The 17,450-nt window shown below is 65.0% G+C and carries 12 protein-coding genes; 3 read left to right on the plus strand and 9 right to left on the minus strand.

Annotated elements, in window-relative coordinates; translation table 11 throughout:
• Positions 1–77: 77 nt before the first annotated feature.
• The 8 genes from CH295_RS16600 to CH295_RS16640 form a co-directional block, all read right to left on the minus strand.
• Positions 78–3,872, minus strand: coding sequence for a multifunctional oxoglutarate decarboxylase/oxoglutarate dehydrogenase thiamine pyrophosphate-binding subunit/dihydrolipoyllysine-residue succinyltransferase subunit (locus CH295_RS16600; protein WP_094741316.1), 3,795 nt, complete (start codon positions 3,870–3,872; stop codon positions 78–80).
• Between the two features lie 110 nt (positions 3,873–3,982).
• The gene (locus CH295_RS16605) at positions 3,983–7,843 is read right to left on the minus strand and encodes an ABC transporter ATP-binding protein (protein WP_502694506.1); all 3,861 of its coding nucleotides are present in this window, start codon (positions 7,841–7,843) and stop codon (positions 3,983–3,985) included.
• 198 nt (positions 7,844–8,041) lie between these two features.
• Complete coding sequence (locus CH295_RS16615; protein ID WP_037190341.1) at positions 8,042–8,812, minus strand: ABC transporter permease; 771 nt, start codon at positions 8,810–8,812, stop codon at positions 8,042–8,044.
• Entirely contained in the window at positions 8,809–9,849 is a 1,041-nt protein-coding gene (locus CH295_RS16620) for an ABC transporter ATP-binding protein (RefSeq protein WP_094633845.1), read from the minus strand. Before CH295_RS16620 ends, CH295_RS16615 begins: the two co-directional genes overlap by 4 nt.
• 121 nt (positions 9,850–9,970) lie before the next feature.
• Positions 9,971–10,810, minus strand: coding sequence for an LLM class F420-dependent oxidoreductase (locus CH295_RS16625; protein WP_094741317.1), 840 nt, complete (start codon positions 10,808–10,810; stop codon positions 9,971–9,973).
• 42 nt (positions 10,811–10,852) lie between these two features.
• Positions 10,853–11,572, minus strand: coding sequence for a hypothetical protein (locus CH295_RS16630; protein WP_094633843.1), 720 nt, complete (start codon positions 11,570–11,572; stop codon positions 10,853–10,855).
• A gap of 47 nt (positions 11,573–11,619) precedes the next feature.
• Complete coding sequence (locus CH295_RS16635) at positions 11,620–12,636, minus strand: glutathione S-transferase family protein (protein WP_094741318.1); 1,017 nt, start codon at positions 12,634–12,636, stop codon at positions 11,620–11,622.
• Positions 12,637–12,692: 56 nt separating this feature from the next.
• Positions 12,693–13,445, minus strand: a complete 753-nt coding sequence (locus tag CH295_RS16640; protein ID WP_143546054.1) for a GNAT family N-acetyltransferase — start codon at positions 13,443–13,445, stop codon at positions 12,693–12,695.
• 174 nt (positions 13,446–13,619) lie between these two features.
• On the opposite strand from CH295_RS16640, the gene CH295_RS16645 reads away from it, so the two are divergent.
• The 3 genes from CH295_RS16645 (at position 13,620) to CH295_RS16655 (ending at position 16,170) form a co-directional block, all read left to right on the plus strand.
• Positions 13,620–13,823, plus strand: a complete 204-nt coding sequence (locus tag CH295_RS16645) for a cold-shock protein (RefSeq protein WP_008714360.1) — start codon at positions 13,620–13,622, stop codon at positions 13,821–13,823.
• A gap of 278 nt (positions 13,824–14,101) precedes the next feature.
• On the plus strand, positions 14,102–14,719 hold the full coding sequence (locus CH295_RS16650; RefSeq protein WP_094741320.1) for a PadR family transcriptional regulator: 618 nt from the start codon (positions 14,102–14,104) through the stop codon (positions 14,717–14,719).
• Positions 14,716–16,170, plus strand: coding sequence for a DHA2 family efflux MFS transporter permease subunit (locus tag CH295_RS16655; RefSeq protein ID WP_094741321.1), 1,455 nt, complete (start codon positions 14,716–14,718; stop codon positions 16,168–16,170). Before CH295_RS16650 ends, CH295_RS16655 begins: the two co-directional genes overlap by 4 nt.
• Positions 16,171–16,269: 99 nt before the next feature.
• Here the strand turns inward: CH295_RS16655 and CH295_RS16660 are convergent, their stop codons facing one another.
• Positions 16,270–17,415: an acyl-CoA dehydrogenase family protein gene (locus CH295_RS16660; RefSeq protein WP_037190332.1), complete on the minus strand. Its 1,146-nt coding sequence runs from the start codon at positions 17,413–17,415 to the stop codon at positions 16,270–16,272.
• Between the last annotated feature and the right edge of the window lie 35 nt (positions 17,416–17,450).

Genomic DNA, 17,450 nt, shown 5'->3' on the forward strand with positions numbered 1-17,450 from the left:
ACGCGGAACGGGGAGCCCAGCAACGACAACAGCGGCCCACTTCCGAAGAAGTGGGCCGCTGTTGTTATCGAGTGTTTCTAGCCTTCGCCGACTGCGTTGAAGGCCTCGTCGATGATTTCGAGTTGCTCGACTGCGTGCACCTTGCTCGAGCCCGACGACGGGGCGGACATTGCGCGACGCGAGATGCGCTTGATGCCGACCAGCTTCTCGGGCATGAGCTCGGGCAGTGCGAGACCGAAGAACGGCCAGGCACCCTGGTTCGCAGGCTCTTCCTGAACCCAACGGAATTCCGTTGCGTTCGGGTAGCTTTCGAGTGCTTCCCTGATGCGGCGGACCGGCACGGGGTAGAGCTGCTCGACGCGAACGATCGCGACGTCGTCGCGGTTGTCCTTCTGCTTGCGAGCGAGCAGTTCGTAGTAGAGCTTGCCGCTGACCATCAGTACTCGCTTGACCGCGCTGCGGTCACCGGTGCCGGTGTCGTAGGTGGGCTCGTCGAACACCGAGTGGAACTTGCCGTCGGTGAAGTCCTCGATGTTGCTCACTGCTGCCTTGTTGCGCAGCATCGACTTCGGGGTGAAGACGATCAGCGGGCGACGGATGCCGTCACGCGCGTGCCTGCGCAGCAGGTGGAAGTAGTTGGCGGGGGTCGAGGGGAGTGCGACGGTCATCGAGCCCTCGGCGCACAGTGTCAGGAAGCGTTCGATGCGTCCGGACGTGTGGTCGGGACCCTGACCTTCGTGGCCGTGCGGCAGGAGCAGCACGACGTCGGAGAGCTGGCCCCACTTGGCTTCACCGGACGAGATGAACTCATCGATGATGGACTGCGCGCCGTTTACGAAGTCGCCGAACTGCGCTTCCCACATCACCAGTGCGTCCGGGTTGCCCACCGAGTAGCCGTACTCGAAGCCGACGGCTGCGAACTCGCTGAGCGCGGAGTCGTAGACCATGAACTTGCCGGGGTTGTCGCTGCCGATGTTCTGCAGCGGCGTGTACTCGGCGCCGGTCTTGCGGTCGATGATCACCGAGTGGCGCTGGGTGAACGTGCCGCGGCGGGTGTCCTGGCCGGAGAAGCGGATGTTGCGTCCCTCGTCGACCAACGATCCGAGCGCCAACAGTTCGCCGAAGGCCCAGTCGACCTTGCCCTCGTGCGCCATCTCGCGACGCTTCTCGAGCACCGGCTTGACGCGCGGGTGCACGTTGAATCCGTCGGGAACGTCGAGGTGCGCGTCGCCGATGCGGTGCAGCACGGCCTTGTCGACGGCCGTGGTGAGCTTGGCAGGCAACTGCTGGTCGAGTTCGACCGATTCGCTGGGCTCCGGGGTGTACTTCTCGAGTTCGCGTACCTCGTTGAAGACGCGTTCGAGCTGGCCCTGGTAGTCGCGGAGTGCGTCCTCGGCTTCCTTGAGCGAGATGTCTCCACGGCCGATGAGCGATTCGGTGTAGCTCTTGCGGACGCTGCGCTTGGTGTCGATGACGTCGTACATCGCAGGCTGCGTCATCGAGGGGTCGTCGCCCTCGTTGTGGCCGCGACGGCGGTAGCAGATCATGTCGATGACGACGTCCTTGTGGAACTTCTGACGGAAGTCCACCGCCAGCTGAGCCACCCAGGCGCAGGCCTCGGGGTCGTCGCCGTTGACGTGGAAGATCGGCGCGGCGATCATCTTCGCCACATCGGTGCAGTACTCGGACGAACGCGAGAACTCCGGTGACGTGGTGAAGCCGACCTGGTTGTTGACGACGATGTGCACGGTGCCGCCGGTGCGGTAGCCCCGCAGGTCGGACAGGTTCAGCGTCTCGGCGACGACGCCCTGGCCTGCGAATGCAGCGTCTCCGTGCAGCATCAGCGGCAGGACGGAGTAGCCGCCCTGGCCGGTGCCCTTGTCCAGCAGGTCCTGCTTGGCGCGGACGAGGCCTTCGAGAACCGGGTCGACGGCTTCGAGGTGCGACGGGTTCGCGGTGAGCGAGACCTTGATGTCGTTGTCACCGAACATCTGGATGTACGTGCCCTCGGCACCGAGGTGGTACTTCACGTCGCCGGAGCCGTGTGCGGCGGCCGGGTTCATGTTGCCCTCGAACTCGGTGAAGATCTTCGAGTAGGGCTTGCCGACGATGTTGGCGAGCACGTTCAGTCGGCCGCGGTGCGGCATACCGATGACGACCTCGTCGAGGGCGTACTCGGCGCTCTGGTCGATGACGGAGTCCATCATCGGGATGACCGACTCGGCACCTTCGAGCGAGAAGCGCTTCTGCCCGACGTACTTGGTCTGCAGGAACGTCTCGAACGCCTCGGCTGCGTTGAGCTTGCTCAGGATGTACTTCTGTTGCGCCACAGTCGGTTTGACGTGCTTGGCCTCGACGCGCTCCTGCAGCCAGGTGACCTGCTCGGTCTCGAGGATGTGGGTGTACTCGACGCCCACGTGGCGGCAGTACGAGTCACGCAGAACGCTGAGCACGTCCCGCAGCTTCATCTTGTCCTTGCCGTGGAATCCGCCGACCTTGAATTCGCGGTCGAGATCCCACAGCGTGAGGTCGTGGCTGATCACGTCGAGGTCCGGGTGCATCCGGAACTTGTCCTTGGTGAACTGCAACGGATCGGTGTCGGCCATCAGGTGACCGCGGTTGCGGTACGCCGCGATGAGTTCGAGCACGCGAGTGTTCTTGTCGACCGTGCCCTCGGGCAGATCCTTGCGCCAGCGAATCGGCTCGTAGGGGATCTTGAGCGAGTGGAACAGCTCGTCGTAGAACTCGTCGCTGATCAGCAGGTTGTGGATCGTCTTGAGGAAGTCGCCCGACTCTGCACCCTGAATGATGCGGTGGTCGTACGTCGAGGTCAGCGTCATGAGCTTGCCGACGCCGAACTCGGCGAGACGCTCGTCACTGGCTCCCTGGAACTCTGCCGGGTACTCCATGGCACCTGCACCGATGATGGCTCCCTGGCCGTTCATCAGACGCGGCACCGAGTGCACGGTTCCGATTCCACCGGGGTTGGTCAGCGAGATGGTGACGCCCTGGAAGTCCTCACCGGTGAGCTTGCCGTCGCGAGCACGACGCACGATGTCCTCGTACGCGTTGTAGAACTGCGTGAACGTGAAGTCCTGCGTGTTCTTGATGGCCGCGACGACGAGGGAACGGTTGCCGTCCTTGCCGGGCAGGTCGATCGCGAGACCGAGGTTGATCGCTGCCGGAGTGATGGCGTTCGGCTTGCCGTCGACCTCGGCGAAGTGGCGGTTCATGTTCGGGAACGCCTTGACGGCCTGCACGATGGCGTAGCCGAGCAGGTGCGTGAACGAGATCTTGCCGCCGCGGGTGCGAGCGAGATGGTTGTTGATCACGAGGCGGTTGTCGACCATGAGCTTGGCCGGGATTGCACGCACGCTGGTCGCGGTCGGAATCTGCAACGAGGCGGACATGTTCTTCGCCACCGCTGCGGCAGCGCCGCGCAGAATCTTGCTCGACTCTTCACCGAACTCGGCTGCGGCGGGCTTTGCGGGAGCGGACTTCGCAGGCGCTGCCTTCTTCTCGGCAGGCTTGGCGGCAGCGGCGGGCTTCGAGGCCTCGGCCTTGGGAGCGGCGGCCTTGGGTGCTGCGGCCTTCGGCGCGTCGGTCTTGTCGGGAGCAGAGGCGGCCGGCTTGGCTGGTGGCGCGGGAGCTGCGGGAGGCGCGGACTTGGTGGAGCTACCGTTCGAGGCTGCGCCGTTGCCGGCCGCACCGTTGGATCCGGCGGTCTCGTCGGTCACGGCATCGGGGTCGTAACCGGTCAGAAACTCGTGCCAGCTCGCGTCGACGGATGAAGGGTCCTGCTTGAATCGCTGGTACATCTCGTCGACCAGCCATTGATTTTGTCCGAATTGGGTAGTAGAGCTGCTGCTCACGGCAGTAGTTCGCCTCGTTTCTGTCTTCGTTCCCGTTCAGCGCGCGTACGTGTCCAGGCTAGACCGTTGGTCCAGCTCACGTGCGTCCGGGACGTAGCTGTGATATGTACTCACCGGTAACCATCGGCCTCGTTGTCGATGACTCCTTGGACTATCGAATTATTCCCTCGGTTCGTTTCGGCTGCAGTCCACAGTTGCGCGTAGAAGCCGCCCCGCGTGCGGAGCTCCGAATGTCGACCTACTTCCACGATACGGCCGCCGTCGACCACCACGATCAGGTCTGCTCGTGCGGCGGTCGCCAAGCGGTGCGCGACGACCACTGCGGTTCGGGTCCGGGCGACGGCGCTGCTGGCTGCCAGCACGGTGCGTTCGGTCGCCGGATCGAGCGTGGCGGTGGCCTCGTCGAGCAGGAGAAGGTCGGGGTCGACCAACTCGGCCCTGGCCAGTGCGATCAGCTGCCGTTGACCCGCGGACAGCCCTTGCCCGCGCTCGCCGACGGGTTGGTGCATACCGCCGCGAAGTGCAGCGATGGTGCTCAGAGCACCCACCGAGCGGGCAGCGTTCTCGATGTCGGCGCGGGTGGCGTCGGGCCTGCCGTAGGCGATGTTCGACGCGACTGTTCCGGTGAAGAGGTGCGCTTCCTGCGGTACGACGCCGAGTCGGTGCCGGTAGTCCGAGAGGCGATAGTCACGTAGATCGTGGCCGCCGACGCGCACCGATCCGGAGGTCGGATCGTAGAAGCGGGCCAGCAGTTTCACCACGGTGGATTTGCCCGCGCCGGTGCGTCCGACCAGCGCGACGGTGGTGCCGGCGGGAATCGTGAGATTTACCTCACTCAGCGCGTCGCTCTGGGCTCCGGCGTAGCGGAAACCGACGTCGACGAGATCGATGTCGGCGCGCAGACGTCCGCCGGGGAGGGCTGTGGCGTGCGCGGCGGTGGCAGTTTCGATGGAGCTGGTGGTGCGCAGCAGATCCCCGATCCGGCCGACACCGACACGTGCCTGCTGGTAACCGTCGAACACCTGCGAGAGCTGCTGGATCGGTCCGAAGAGCAGCCCGAGATAGAGCACGAACGCGACGAGGGTGCCCGCGGTGGTGGTGCCGGTGGCGATCTGATGTGCGCCGACGAACACGACGACGGCGAGGGCGACGTCGGAGAGCAACGTGATGAGAGGGAAGAACACCGAGATCGCGGTCTGCGATCGCATTCGGCTCGCCCGGTAGCGGTCGGAGCGTTCGGCGAACCGGGTTGCGGCGTACTCCTCGCGCCGATACGCCTGTGCGGCGCGCAGTCCCGTGACGTTCTCCTGGAAGTCGGCGTTGACGATCGAGATGCGCTCACGGGACGTCGAGTACGCCGCCGAGGAGATGCGCCGGAATATCACGGTGGCCACGGCGAGGGGTGGTACGACCGCCAACGCCACCAGGCCCAGAGTGGGGTCCGTGACGAGCAGGGCGGCCGCTATACCGACGACGGTCAACACGCTCACCACAGCGGTCGACGCCCCGGTCTGAATGAACGACGACAGTGCATCGACGTCGGTGGTCATTCGGGTCATGATGCGACCCGAGAGCTCACGCTCGTAGTAGTCGAGGCCGAGCCGCTGAATGTGCGCGTAGCTACGCACACGGAGACCGAAGAGGACTCGCTCGCCTGCCCGCGCAGTGATGACCGTCGTCCAACAGACGACGAACCAACTCGCCGCTGCCAACACGACGCCGATCGACGTGGCGATCCACAGCGTGTTCGGGTCTCCGCTCGCCACTCCGCTGTCCACCGCATAGCGAACGAGCGAAGGGAAGGCGATCGAGGCCAGTGAGTCCAGCGCGAGGAGCACCACAACCGCTGCGAGCAACGAGCGCACCGGGCTCAGCAGTCTGGACAGCCGAAATTCAGGGTCGGGTCGACGCAGGTCGGATCCCGATGTGCCCGGATCCTCGGTAGCGGGAGGCAGGGCCGCGACTGCCCGGGAGATGGCCGGCGTGGGTGCGAGTGAGCCGAATGCCCCGGCCATCGCAGTTCCGTGACCACCTCCACCTCCGGGCGCGGGTGTCGCGGTTGCGCCGGGTGCGACCGTCGCCTCCGGCGGCGAATCGGGCCAGAGGGTGTCGGCGGACGGGTCCACGATCGGCTCCGCGCCGGGGGCGTCGTCGAGTTCGCCGTCTCCTCCGGCCAGGAGAGCCCGGAACAACGGACAACGCTGATCCAGTTCGTCGACCGTTCCGGTGTCGATGATGCGGCCGTTGTCGAGCACGGCGACGCGGTCGGCCAGGGTCAGGGTCGAGCGGCGATGAGCGAGAACGAGAGTCGCGCGCGTGCGGACGCCGCGCAACGCGTCGAAGATGGCGGCCTCGGTCTCGGCGTCCACAGCGGAGGTGGCGTCGTCCAGGATCAGAATTCGCGGCTCGACGAGAAGAGCGCGGGCCAGTGCGATGCGTTGGCGCTGACCTCCGGACAGGGTGAGTCCGCGTTCACCGACGAGGCTGTCGTATCCCTCGGGCAGCGCGTCGATGAAGTTGGAGGCCTGCGCCAGCCGTGCTGCACGCTCGATGTCCTCCGCTGTCGCGTCGGGCCTGCCGAGCGCGATGTTGGCGGCGATGGTGTCGGAGAAGAGGAACGGCTCGTCGAACACCAGCGAGATCGCCTCGCGTAGTGACGTCGAGTCGAGGTCGTCGATATCGATCGACGTTCCGTCGGACGTCAGCGCAATCTGTCCCCGAGAGGGGCGGTAGAAGCGGGGGAGCAGCAGCGCGAGTGCGGTCTTTCCCGAGCCCGCGTTGCCGACGACGGCCACCGTCTCGCCGGGCGAGATGGTCAGGTCCAGGCCGGTGAGCACGTCGCGTTCGGGCTCGAATCCGAAGGTCACCTCGGAGATACGGACCCCGAGCGGGCCGTCGGGCAACGCGACGGGTTCGGCCGGTTCCGGGTCGGACGGCTCGGTGTCGACCACCTCGTAGACGCGCTCGACGGCCGCACGGGAGAGCTGAGCCATGATCACCACCGACGAGACGGTGCGGGTCACGGCCGACAGGGTCGCGACGTAGGTGGCGAAGGCCAGGAACGTGCCGATCGTGATGTGGCCCTGCAGGGCGAGATAGCCGCCGAGGGCGATGACTCCGACGAGCCCGAGTTGAGGAATGGTGGCCATCGACGGTGCGAACCGCGAGTTGATCCTGGCCGATCGCATCCGCTCGGCGAACAGCGTGCGCCCCAGTGTCTCGATGCGATCCACCGCGCGTGCTTCCTGTCCGAAGCCCTTCACCACTCGGACGCCGGTGACTGTTTCCTCGACGTGCTGAGCCAGATCGGCAGCGCGTTGTTGAGCCGACCAGGTCGCCGCGAAGAGAGTGGGCCGCATTCGGTAGACCACGATGCCGACCGCAGGAACGATGAGGACCGCGACGACCGTGAGCAGCGGCGACAGATACGCCATGACCACCAGCGCCAGCACGAACTGCAGGACGGCACCCGCCGACAACGGCACCATGGCCAGCAGCCCCTGCACCAGTTGAAGGTCGGTGATGGATCTCGAGACGACCTGACCGGTACGGATTTCGTCCTGCTTGCGCCCGTCGAGCCGCTGCAGTGACGCGAGCAGGTCGAGGCGTAGATCGTGCTGGACGTCGATCGAGAGCCGGCCGGCGAGCATGCGTCGGCCGAATTGGCACGCGAACCGCACCAGACCCAACAGAGCGATGGCGGCTGCAACGGTGGCGATCTTCTCGCCGTTGCCTGCGGTCGCGTCGTCGATCGCCACTCGGGTCAGCAGCGGGAACGAAATGTCGATGACGGCCGCGATCATCGTCACGCCCAGGGCTCCCAGTGCGGTGCGGCGATGCAGCATGCACTGCGCGATCAGACGTCTGATCCATCCACGCCGGGTACTCGACGCGGGTTCTTCGCTACCGAGTGTCGACGAGCTGCGTCGGGGTGCCGCTGCACGGTCTTTCACCGCATTACTGTGTGCCATCGATTCACCACGGTAGACCCGAGAACCGACACGGTCCGCCTACGACCGCAGGGACCGGATACCCGGGTCGTTCCGCAGGCTCCACTCCCGCCCGTCCGGGTCGTTCCGCAGGCTCCACTCCCGCTCGTATGGGTCGTTCCGCAGGCTCCACTCCCGCCCGTCCGGGTCGTTCCGCAGGCTCCACTCCTGCCGCAGACCTCAGCCGATGTCGCGGGTTCGAGCCAGGAACCAGCCGACGCCGACGAGGATCGCCGCCCACAGCGCGAGTCCGAGCGGTGCCCACGGCCACGACGCCAGGTCGCCTGCGCCGTCGAGTTGAGTCGCTGCCATCGTCGGCAGAGTCAGGTTCGACGGAAGCGCCACGGCGACCGATCCGAGCCCGACTCCGAACAGGATCAACGAGAGCAGACCCTCGCCGAACGGCAGCCAGGCAACGAGCACGACCGCAGCCCACGTCGGGGATTTGAGCAGCAGACCGAGGCCGGCGCCGATCAGCGACCACAGCACGACGGCGAGGAGGCACGACGCCACCACGCCGATGAACGCGCCGTCGAGCAGTACGGTCCGCTCGTTGAAGATCAGCAGGCAGATCAGGCTGGCCAACAGCACCACCAGCCCGTATCCGAGGCCGAACAGCGCAGTGACGATGAGTTTGGCGGCGATCACTCCGTCTCGGCCACGAGCGGTGAGGAAGCTGGTGGTGATGGTCTGGTGGCGGAATTCGGTTCCGGTGTTGACGGCACCGAAGATGCCTGCGAACAGAATTGCGGCACCGGCGGCGACGTACAGGCCGATCGAGGCGACCCCGCCCGAGATATCCAGGTCTTCCTCGAACTCGCCCAACTGGTTCGCGATCACCGACGTGATGACGGAAGCGAAGATTCCGACGACGAGCGGTGCGATCGCCAGCGCCCACCAGAATTTCAGTGTCGTGACCTTGCGGATCTCCGACGTCAGCAACGCGTTCATCGCGGACCCCCGTTCCAGTTCTGCGGCGCACCGTAACCGGGCGGCGGGCCGTAGCCCTGGTGGTGACCCGGCGGCGGGCCGTAACCCTGCGGCGGCCCGCCGTACGGATTCTGCTGAACGGGTGCAGCGTTGTACTGACCCGCGGTCATCGACAGGAACACCTGCTCGAGGTCGACGTGTTCACCGGTGGTCCCGAAAATCGTCACCTGGGCGTCGGCAGCGATGCGAGCGATCGTTGCGGCGTCGGTACCGGCGACGCCGATGCGTCCGTCGGGCAGCAGTTGGCTGTCGTTGAATCCATTCGATGCCAACGCCAATGCCAATGCCGCGGGGTCCGATGCGGCCACGAGTACACGGCTCGGACGCGTCGATCGCAGTTGCGCGATGGATCCCTGGTAGACGAGTGCACCGGCGCTGACGATCACCAGATTGTCGACGGTCTGCTCGATCTCGCGCAGGATGTGACTCGACACCAGCACGGTGCGTCCCGACGCGGCGAATGCCTTCAGGAAGTCGCGCAGCCAGGCGATGCCCTCGGGGTCGAGACCGTTCGCGGGTTCGTCGAGCACGAGGATTTCCGGATCCCCCAGCAGCGCGGTTGCCAACGTGAGGCGTTGACGCATGCCGAGGGAGTATCCGCCCGCGGCGCGGTCGGCGGCGTCGCCGAGGCCCACCAGGTGCAGCACGTCGTGTGCGCGACTGTCGGGTACGCCGATCGCGGCGGTGTAGATCTTCAGGTGATGTGCAGCGCTGCGCTTGGGGTGCAGGCTCAGCGAGTCGAGGACGGCTCCCACCGTGCGAGCCGGATGGGTTGCCGTGCGGAACGGAACGCCGTTGACGAGGCCGACGCCGGAGGTGGGTGCAACGAGCCCGAGGAGCATGCGCAGTGTCGTCGATTTACCCGATCCGTTGGGGCCGAGGAATCCGGTGACGGTTCCGCGTGGAACCGCGAAGCTCAGGTCCGAGACCGCGCGAACAGTACCGAACTGCTTGGTCAGTGCGTGCGCTTCGAGCGCTGCTCCCGAGTAGCTGGTCATCCGTGCGCACTCCCCCTCACCGTGAAACACCTCGTGTACCGGCTGCGCGCGGCAACCGGTACACGAGGCTACGGGGTGTGACCGACATCCGGGCCGACCACTCGCACACGAGCCCTCCGCGTCAGCGATGCAGCGCGGCGGCGATCTCTCGGTAGGTCTCGAGTGGATCGGCCATGTCGGGTAGAGAGTGCAGTGTCACGTGCGATGCACCAGCGTCGAGGTGCTCGTTCAATCGTGCTGCGATCGCGTCGGCCGTGCCGTGCGCAACCAACGCGTCGATCAGTCGGTCGCTGCCGCCGTCGCCGATCTCCTCGTCGGAGTAGCCGAGTCGGTTCAGATTGTTGGTGTAGTTGCGCAGATGCAGGTACGGGTTGTTGACCGGTGGCCGGCCGATCGAGCGCGCCTTCTCCGGATCCGATTCGAGGACCACCTTGTGTTCGGGGGCCAGAATCTTGTTCGGTCCCAACGCTTCTCGTGCCTCACGGGTGTGCTCGGGGGTGGTCAGGTACGGATGCGCACCGGCGGTGCGGTCGGCGGCAAGCGCGAGCACCTTCGGCCCGAGTGCGGCGAGGACGCGCCGCTCCACCGGCACACCGGCCTCGTCCAGATCGTCGAGATACGCCACGAGCGCGTCGTACGGCTTGGTGTACTCCTGCGTCGCCTCCGGGTGGCCTGCACCGATTCCGAGGACGAACCGTCCCGGATGCTTCTTTTCCAACCGGTGATACGACGCGGCGACGTCGGCGGCCGCGTCCGACCAGATGTTGACGATGCCGGTCGCGACGACAACGGTCTCGGTGGCGTCGAGGATCTCCTCGGTGGTGGTCAGATCCGCAGGCGGCGAGCCGCCGAGCCAGATCGTTCCGTAGCCGAAGGACTCGATTGCCCGGGACAGTTCGGGAGTGAACGCCGAGTGCAGTCGCCAGACGCCGTACGTGCCGAGTTCAGGTGTGGAAGTCATGCTCGTGTCAACGCGTCCGACTCGTGAAGATTCCGTGAGCGCTCATTCGTCCGGCTCGATGATGCGATTCTCCGGGAACCGGGCCGGTGGCGGACCGAACGCGTCGCGGGCGTTCTTGATGACACCCTTGCCGACCGCGCGGTTGCCTGCGCCACCGATCGCCGCACCGATTCCGGCGGGCAGCATCTTGCCGACCAACAGCGCGCTGCGTTTGGCGAGGTACTTGGTGATGAACTTCTTCACCAGCGACTTGTTCATCGTCGCCATCGAGCCGCCCGGGATACGGGAGGTGATCAGCGGGCCCCAGTTCTTGGCCGTCTTGCCGACTGTTCGTTGCACGATCTGCATGCCCGATTCGCCCAGCGCGACCGACAGCACCAGAGCGCGCCGTTGCTGGTGGTTCTCGACGGGAATGCCGTGCACTGACGCGACCGAGAGTGTCAGCAGCGCCGAGGACTCGATGAAGAACGCGGTTTCGGCACCCACCGCGGCGAGCGAGGCGGCGGTCCCGACGCCGGGGATCGCCGCGGCACCGCCCACTGCCGAGCCGCTGCCGGTGACCGCGAGCAGGAACCGCTTCTCGAGGCGTTCGATGATCTGTGCCGGGGTGTCGTACGGGTGTGCTCGACGCACGTGCGCGACGTACTTGTCGACGGCGGGTCCCTGCAGGCGGCTGGCGTTGTCGAGAATGTTGACCAGCGCGCGTTCGAGCTTGCCTCCGCCCCCGACCTCCACCTGTGCGTCGTCCTTTTTGCCTGCCATCGATCTCTCTTTCGGTTGCGAGTGTGGTGGCCGGTCGATCCGGAGGGTCAGCGCACCCAGTGATCGGGCGGAACGAGCTCGTCGGGCTTCGGCGGCGGGGGAGCGGTGCCGTCGCCGAAGGGTGATCCTCCCAGGGATTCGCGACCGTGGGGTTCGAGCCAACCGGTCAGGTCCGGGCCCTTGGGCACGATGCCCGACGGATTGATGTCGGTGTGCACCTCGTAGTAGTGCCGCTTGATGTGGTCGAAGTCGACGGTGTCGCCGAATCCGGGGGTCTGGAACAGGTCGCGTGCGTAGTTCCACAGCACCGGCATCTCGCTGAGCTTGCTCCGGTTGCATTTGAAGTGGCCGTGATAGACGGGATCGAAGCGCACGAGCGTGGTGAACAGTCGCACGTCGGCCTCGGTGATGTGGTCACCGACCAGGTAGCGCTGTGTCGACAAGCGTTCGACGAGCCAGTCGAGGCGGGCGAACAGTCGGTCGTAGGCCTTGTCGTACGCCTCCTGGGAGCCGGCGAATCCGCAGCGATAGACGCCGTTGTTGACGTCTCGGAACACGAGATTGGCAACCTCGTCGATCTCGCCGCGCAGCGCCTCGGGGTACAGCTCCGGGGCTCCGTCGCGGTGGTACTGCGTCCACTCGGTCGACAGGTCGAGGGTGATCTGTGGGTAGTCGTTGGTGACGACCTCGCCGGTGGGGACGTCGACGATGGCAGGGACGGTGATGCCGCGCTCGTAGTCCGGGAAGCGGGCGAAGTACGCGTCCTGCAACCTCTGGATCTGCAGAACGGAGTCGACGCCGCCCGGCTCCTCCTGGAAGTTCCAGCTGCGTGGGTCGTGTGTCGGTCCCGGAATGCCGAGGGACAGCACATCTTCGAGCCCGAGCAGTCGACGAACGATGATGGACCGATGCGCCCACGGGCAGGCGCGTGCGGCGATCAGTCGATATCGACCGGGCTCGACCGGGTAGCCGTCCCGGCCGTCCGCGGTGATTCGAGTCGGAATGTAATTGGTGTCGCGCGTGAATTCTTTACCCGGCTTCACGTAGGCGGCATCGTCGGCCATGCTGTTCACTCCTCGCATCGAACTGTTCTGTCGACGCTACCCAGTTCGGAGCCGACTCAACCTCGATCAGCGCGAAGCACTGCGGTGTGACACACGCCGATCTCGACGTAACCCAGCCGCGCGGCGAGGCGTCGAGCAACGGCGTTCTCCGGTCGCGATCGCCACTGCGGAATCAGGCCGTCGTCGATGGCGTCGTTGGTTGCCAGCCTGCCGACCACCTGGGCGTGGCCCCGCCGGCGATGGTCCGGGTCCGTCAGGACCCGCATGTCGGCCAGTATCAGCTGCTCCTCCGAGTAGCCGGCCGAGGCAAGGGAGTGCGCCGAGTCGGCCGGTCGGTCATCGCCGAGCAGAGTGAACCAGTTCCGCGAGACCGGTTCGCCGAATGCTTCGGCGACGTCGGCGTCACTGCAGTGCGCGGCGAGGTTGCGGGCGTGCTCCGCGTCGTGGGAGATCAGCGGGTCGTGAACGTCGATGGTGTGGCCGATGTCCGACCCGTAGGCGAGCGTGTGAGTACCGATCTCGTACCGCTCCGATCGATCGCCCAGCAGCGACGAGATCCAGGTGCGGTCGATACCGGCGTGGCCGGCGATCGCCCGCGAGGCGTCCACGGCCCAGGACGGACCGGCGATCAGGGTGGTCTCGGCCAGTCGCAGGACGGTGATGTCTTCGGTGGCACCGACATGTTCGACGCGGTCCGCATCCGTGTCGAGGGCACGATCGTCCATCTGCAACCGTCGACACCAGGCCAACCGGACGATGTCGAGTCGGTGGCGATCGAACGGGCCGGCATCGAGAAGAGGGAGATCCACGTCTGAAACCCTAGCCACAGAGACGCTGGGCGACGTTTCGGTTTCACCGTCCCAAAGCAATCTTTCGAACTTTTTTGCCCCCGGTGTTTCGCTCAGCGCCGATAGATGGCAGACTCGCATTTGAGATTAGAGCTTCGACGTGAAGATCTAGCTCGCTTACAGAAGGTTTACAGAATGACGCAGGGCAGTGTGAAGTGGTTCAACGGCGAAAAGGGCTTCGGCTTCATCGAGCAGGATGGTGGCGGACCGGACGTTTTCGTTCATTACTCGGAGATTCAGGGTAGCGGCTTCAAGTCGCTCGACGAGGGCCAGCGCGTGGAGTTCGAGGTGGGCCAGGGTCAGAAGGGCCCCCAGGCTACCGGCGTCCGCGCCATCTGATTCAAGCTTCGTAACCCGATTTCTCCTGGTGGAGTGACCTTCTCGAAGTAATCTCCACCAGAAACTCGGTGACAGGGCCGGATACACGGAAGAAATTCCGAGTATCCGGCCTTCGTCTGTTCGAACGGGACATCGACTGCGGTCGGTGTCCTTTTTCGTCTCTATGTCCGGATAATCCCCAGGTCAGAGCATTGTCCGGGTTGTCAATCCCAGTTCTATTGTTCTATATTCCAACTGGAATAATTCAGTCGGGACATTCAGATCTGAGGTGAGGTTCGATGCGAGGCGAGGCAGTGAACCCGCTGGGCGTCTCGGTTCTCGCCCTGTTGTCCGAGAGTCCGATGCATCCCTACGAGATGTATCAACTTCTGTTGGAGCGCAAAGAGGATCGGATCGTCAAGGTTCGACCCGGATCGCTCTACCACGCCGTTGCTCGCCTCCACGGGCAGGCGCTGGTCGCCGAGGTCGGCACCGACCGCGGCGGCAACCGACCCGAACGCACCACGTACGAGATCACGCCCGCAGGCCGACGAGTTCTCGTCGATCGCCTCACCGAGATTCTCCGCACCCCGGTGCGTGAATATCCGCAGTTCACCCTCGGCCTGTCCGAGATGCACAACCTGGCGGCGTCCGAGGCGATCGCGTTGCTCCGCGCACGTATCGAGGACCTCGAGGTGGAGATCGAGGAACTGTCCGGCTATCAGCGGTTGGCGGCCGACCGCAACATATCCGAAATCTACTGGGCCGGAATCGATTACACGTACCACATGTTGTCAGCCGAAGTGAACTGGTTGACGAGTTACATCGCTCGGGTCGACAGTGGCGAGCTGGCGTGGCCGCACGAGATATCCACACACCACACGACCCTGACGGATCGAAACCAGGAGAGCACATGAACGTCGTCGAGACCGCTCCGCCACAACGAGAGATCAAGCCGTGGCCCGCCCTGTGGGCGCTGTGCCTGGGCTTCTTCATGATTCTGGTCGACACCACCATCGTGGCAGTCGCGCAGCCGGCGATCCTCACGGGCCTGAACACCGACATCAACAACGTCATCTGGGTGACCAGCGCGTATCTGCTGGCCTACGCGGTGCCGCTGCTCGTCACCGGGCGTCTCGGTGACAAGTTCGGTCCCCGAAATCTCTATATCGCCGGCCTCGTTCTGTTCACACTCGCGTCCGCCTGGTGTGGCCTCTCCGGGTCCATCGAGATGCTCATCGCCGCGCGTGCGGTCCAGGGTCTCGGTGCTGCGATGATCACCCCGCAGACGATGGCCGTGATCACCCGGGTGTTCCCCGCCGAGAAGCGCGGAACGGCCATGGGCGCGTGGGGCGCCGTTGCAGGCGTGGCGACACTCGTCGGCCCGATCCTCGGCGGCGTCCTGGTCGACTCGCTCGGCTGGGAGTGGATCTTCTTCATCAATCTGCCGGTCGGTGTTCTCGCAATCGTGTTGGCGCTGAAGTTCGTTCCCGTGCTGCCCACCCACGATCACAAGTTCGATCTGCTCGGCGTGGCGTTGAGCGCCATCGGACTGTTCTGCATCGTGTTCGGTATCCAGGAGGGACAGAAGTACGACTGGGGAACGGGCATCTGGATCCTCATCGGCACCGGCCTGCTCGTCTTCGCCGGGTTCGTCTACTGGCAGGCGGTGAACAAGAGCGAACCGCTGGTCCCGTTGGCGCTCTTCCGTGATCGCAATTTCTCGCTCTCCAATATCGGTATCGCCGCAATGGGTTTCGCGATGTCCGGCATGATGCTGCCGATCATGTTCTACGCGCAGAGCGTCACCGGGCTCACCCCTACCCGTTCGGCACTGCTGTTCGTCCCGATGGCGCTGCTGACCGGCATTCTCGCCCCCAATGTCGGCAAGCTCGTCGACAAGACGCATCCCCGCTACATCGCTGGTTCCGGATTGTTCATCCTGGCGGCCTCGCTGCTGTGGTTCGCGTACGAGATGACGCCCACCACCGCGATCTGGAAGCTGCTTCTGCCCATCGCGGCGATGGGCGTGGCGAACGCGTTGATCTGGTCTCCGTTGGCGGCCACCGCAACTCGTAACCTGCCGATGAGTCAGGCGGGCGCAGGTTCGGGTATCTACAACACCACCCGCATGATCGGCTCCGTGCTCGGTAGTGCGGGCATCGGCGCGCTCATCCAATCGCGCTTGGCCGCCGAACTACCTACCGGTGGATCGGCTTCGGGGGCAAACGAATTCGCCGGCCGAGTGCCCGAGATGCTGCGGGACGGCTTCACCGCCGCGATGGCGCAGTCGTTGATCCTGCCCGCCGCAGTGTTGGTCGTCGGCATGATCGCGGTCTGCTTCTACACCCGGCCTGCGTTCGAGTAAGTGCCTGCGGCAGTGGTGCGGTCGTGCGCCTTCCAAGGCACCTGACCGCACCACTGCTCATCGGGTCGTTCCGCAGGCTCCACTCCTACGCGAAGCGCACTACAGGCCCAGATCGCGTCCGATCAGTTCCTTCATGATCTCGTTCGATCCGGCCCAGATCTTGGTCACGCGAGCGTCTTTCCACGCCCGAGCGGCGCGGTACTCGTTCATGAATCCGTAGCCGCCGTGCAGCTGTACGCAGTGGTCGAGGATTTCGTTCTGCACCTGCGAGCTCCACCACTTGGCCTTGGCTGCATCGATGGCCGTCAGCTCGCCGATTCCGTGCGCGGCGATGCAGTTGTCGATGTATGCCTGTGCCACATCGAGTTTGGTGACGAGCTCGGCGAGCAGGAACTTGTTCCACTGCAGTGAACCGATCTGCTGGCCGAATGCCTTGCGGTCCTTGGCGTACTGCAGTGTCTCCTCGAGAATGGGGCGGACGTGTCCGAGGTTGGCCACCGAGCAGCTGATGCGTTCCTGGGGGAGTAGCTGCATCATGTGGATGAAGCCGCCGTCGAATTCGCCGATCATGTTCGAGCTCGGAACACGCACGTTCTCGAAGAACAGCTCGGCCGTATCGGATTCGGGCTGGCCGACCTTGTCGAGCTTGCGGCCGCGGGAGAATCCTTCGGTGCCGTTCTCGACGGCGAAGAGCGTGATGCCCTTGGCCTTCTTCTCCGGCGTCGTGCGGGTGGCGACGATGACGAGGTCGGCGGAGTTGCCGTTGGTGATGAAGGTCTTGGAGCCGTTGATGATGAAGTCGTCGCCGTCCTTGACGGCGGTGGTCTTCAGTGCAGCCAGATCGGAGCCACCGGAGGGTTCGGTCATCGCGATCGCGGTCAGGATCTCACCGCTGCAGAAGCCGGGCAACCAGCGCTTCTTCTGCTCCTCGGTGGTGAGCTTGACCAGATACGGAGCGACGATGTCGACGTGAATACCGAAGCACGACGCCACCGCGGCACTCGAGCGGGCGAGTTCCTCGGCGAGGACGGCGTTGAATCGGTAGTCCTCGGCTCCGCTGCCGCCGTATTCCTCCGGTACCTCGAGGCCCAGGAAGCCGTTGCGTCCGGCTTCGAGCCAGATCTCGCGGTCGATGTATCGCTGTTCGACGAGCTTCTCCTCGACCGGCGTGATGGTTCGGGTGACGAATTCTCGAACCGATGCGCGGAAGTCCTCGTGGTCGGACTCGAACAGACTGCGCTTCATCTAGGTGTTCCTCTCGGTAACGTTCACTTTCCTGC

The organism is Rhodococcus sp. 14-2483-1-2, assembly GCF_002259405.1.
GTDB lineage: Bacteria > Actinomycetota > Actinomycetes > Mycobacteriales > Mycobacteriaceae > Rhodococcoides.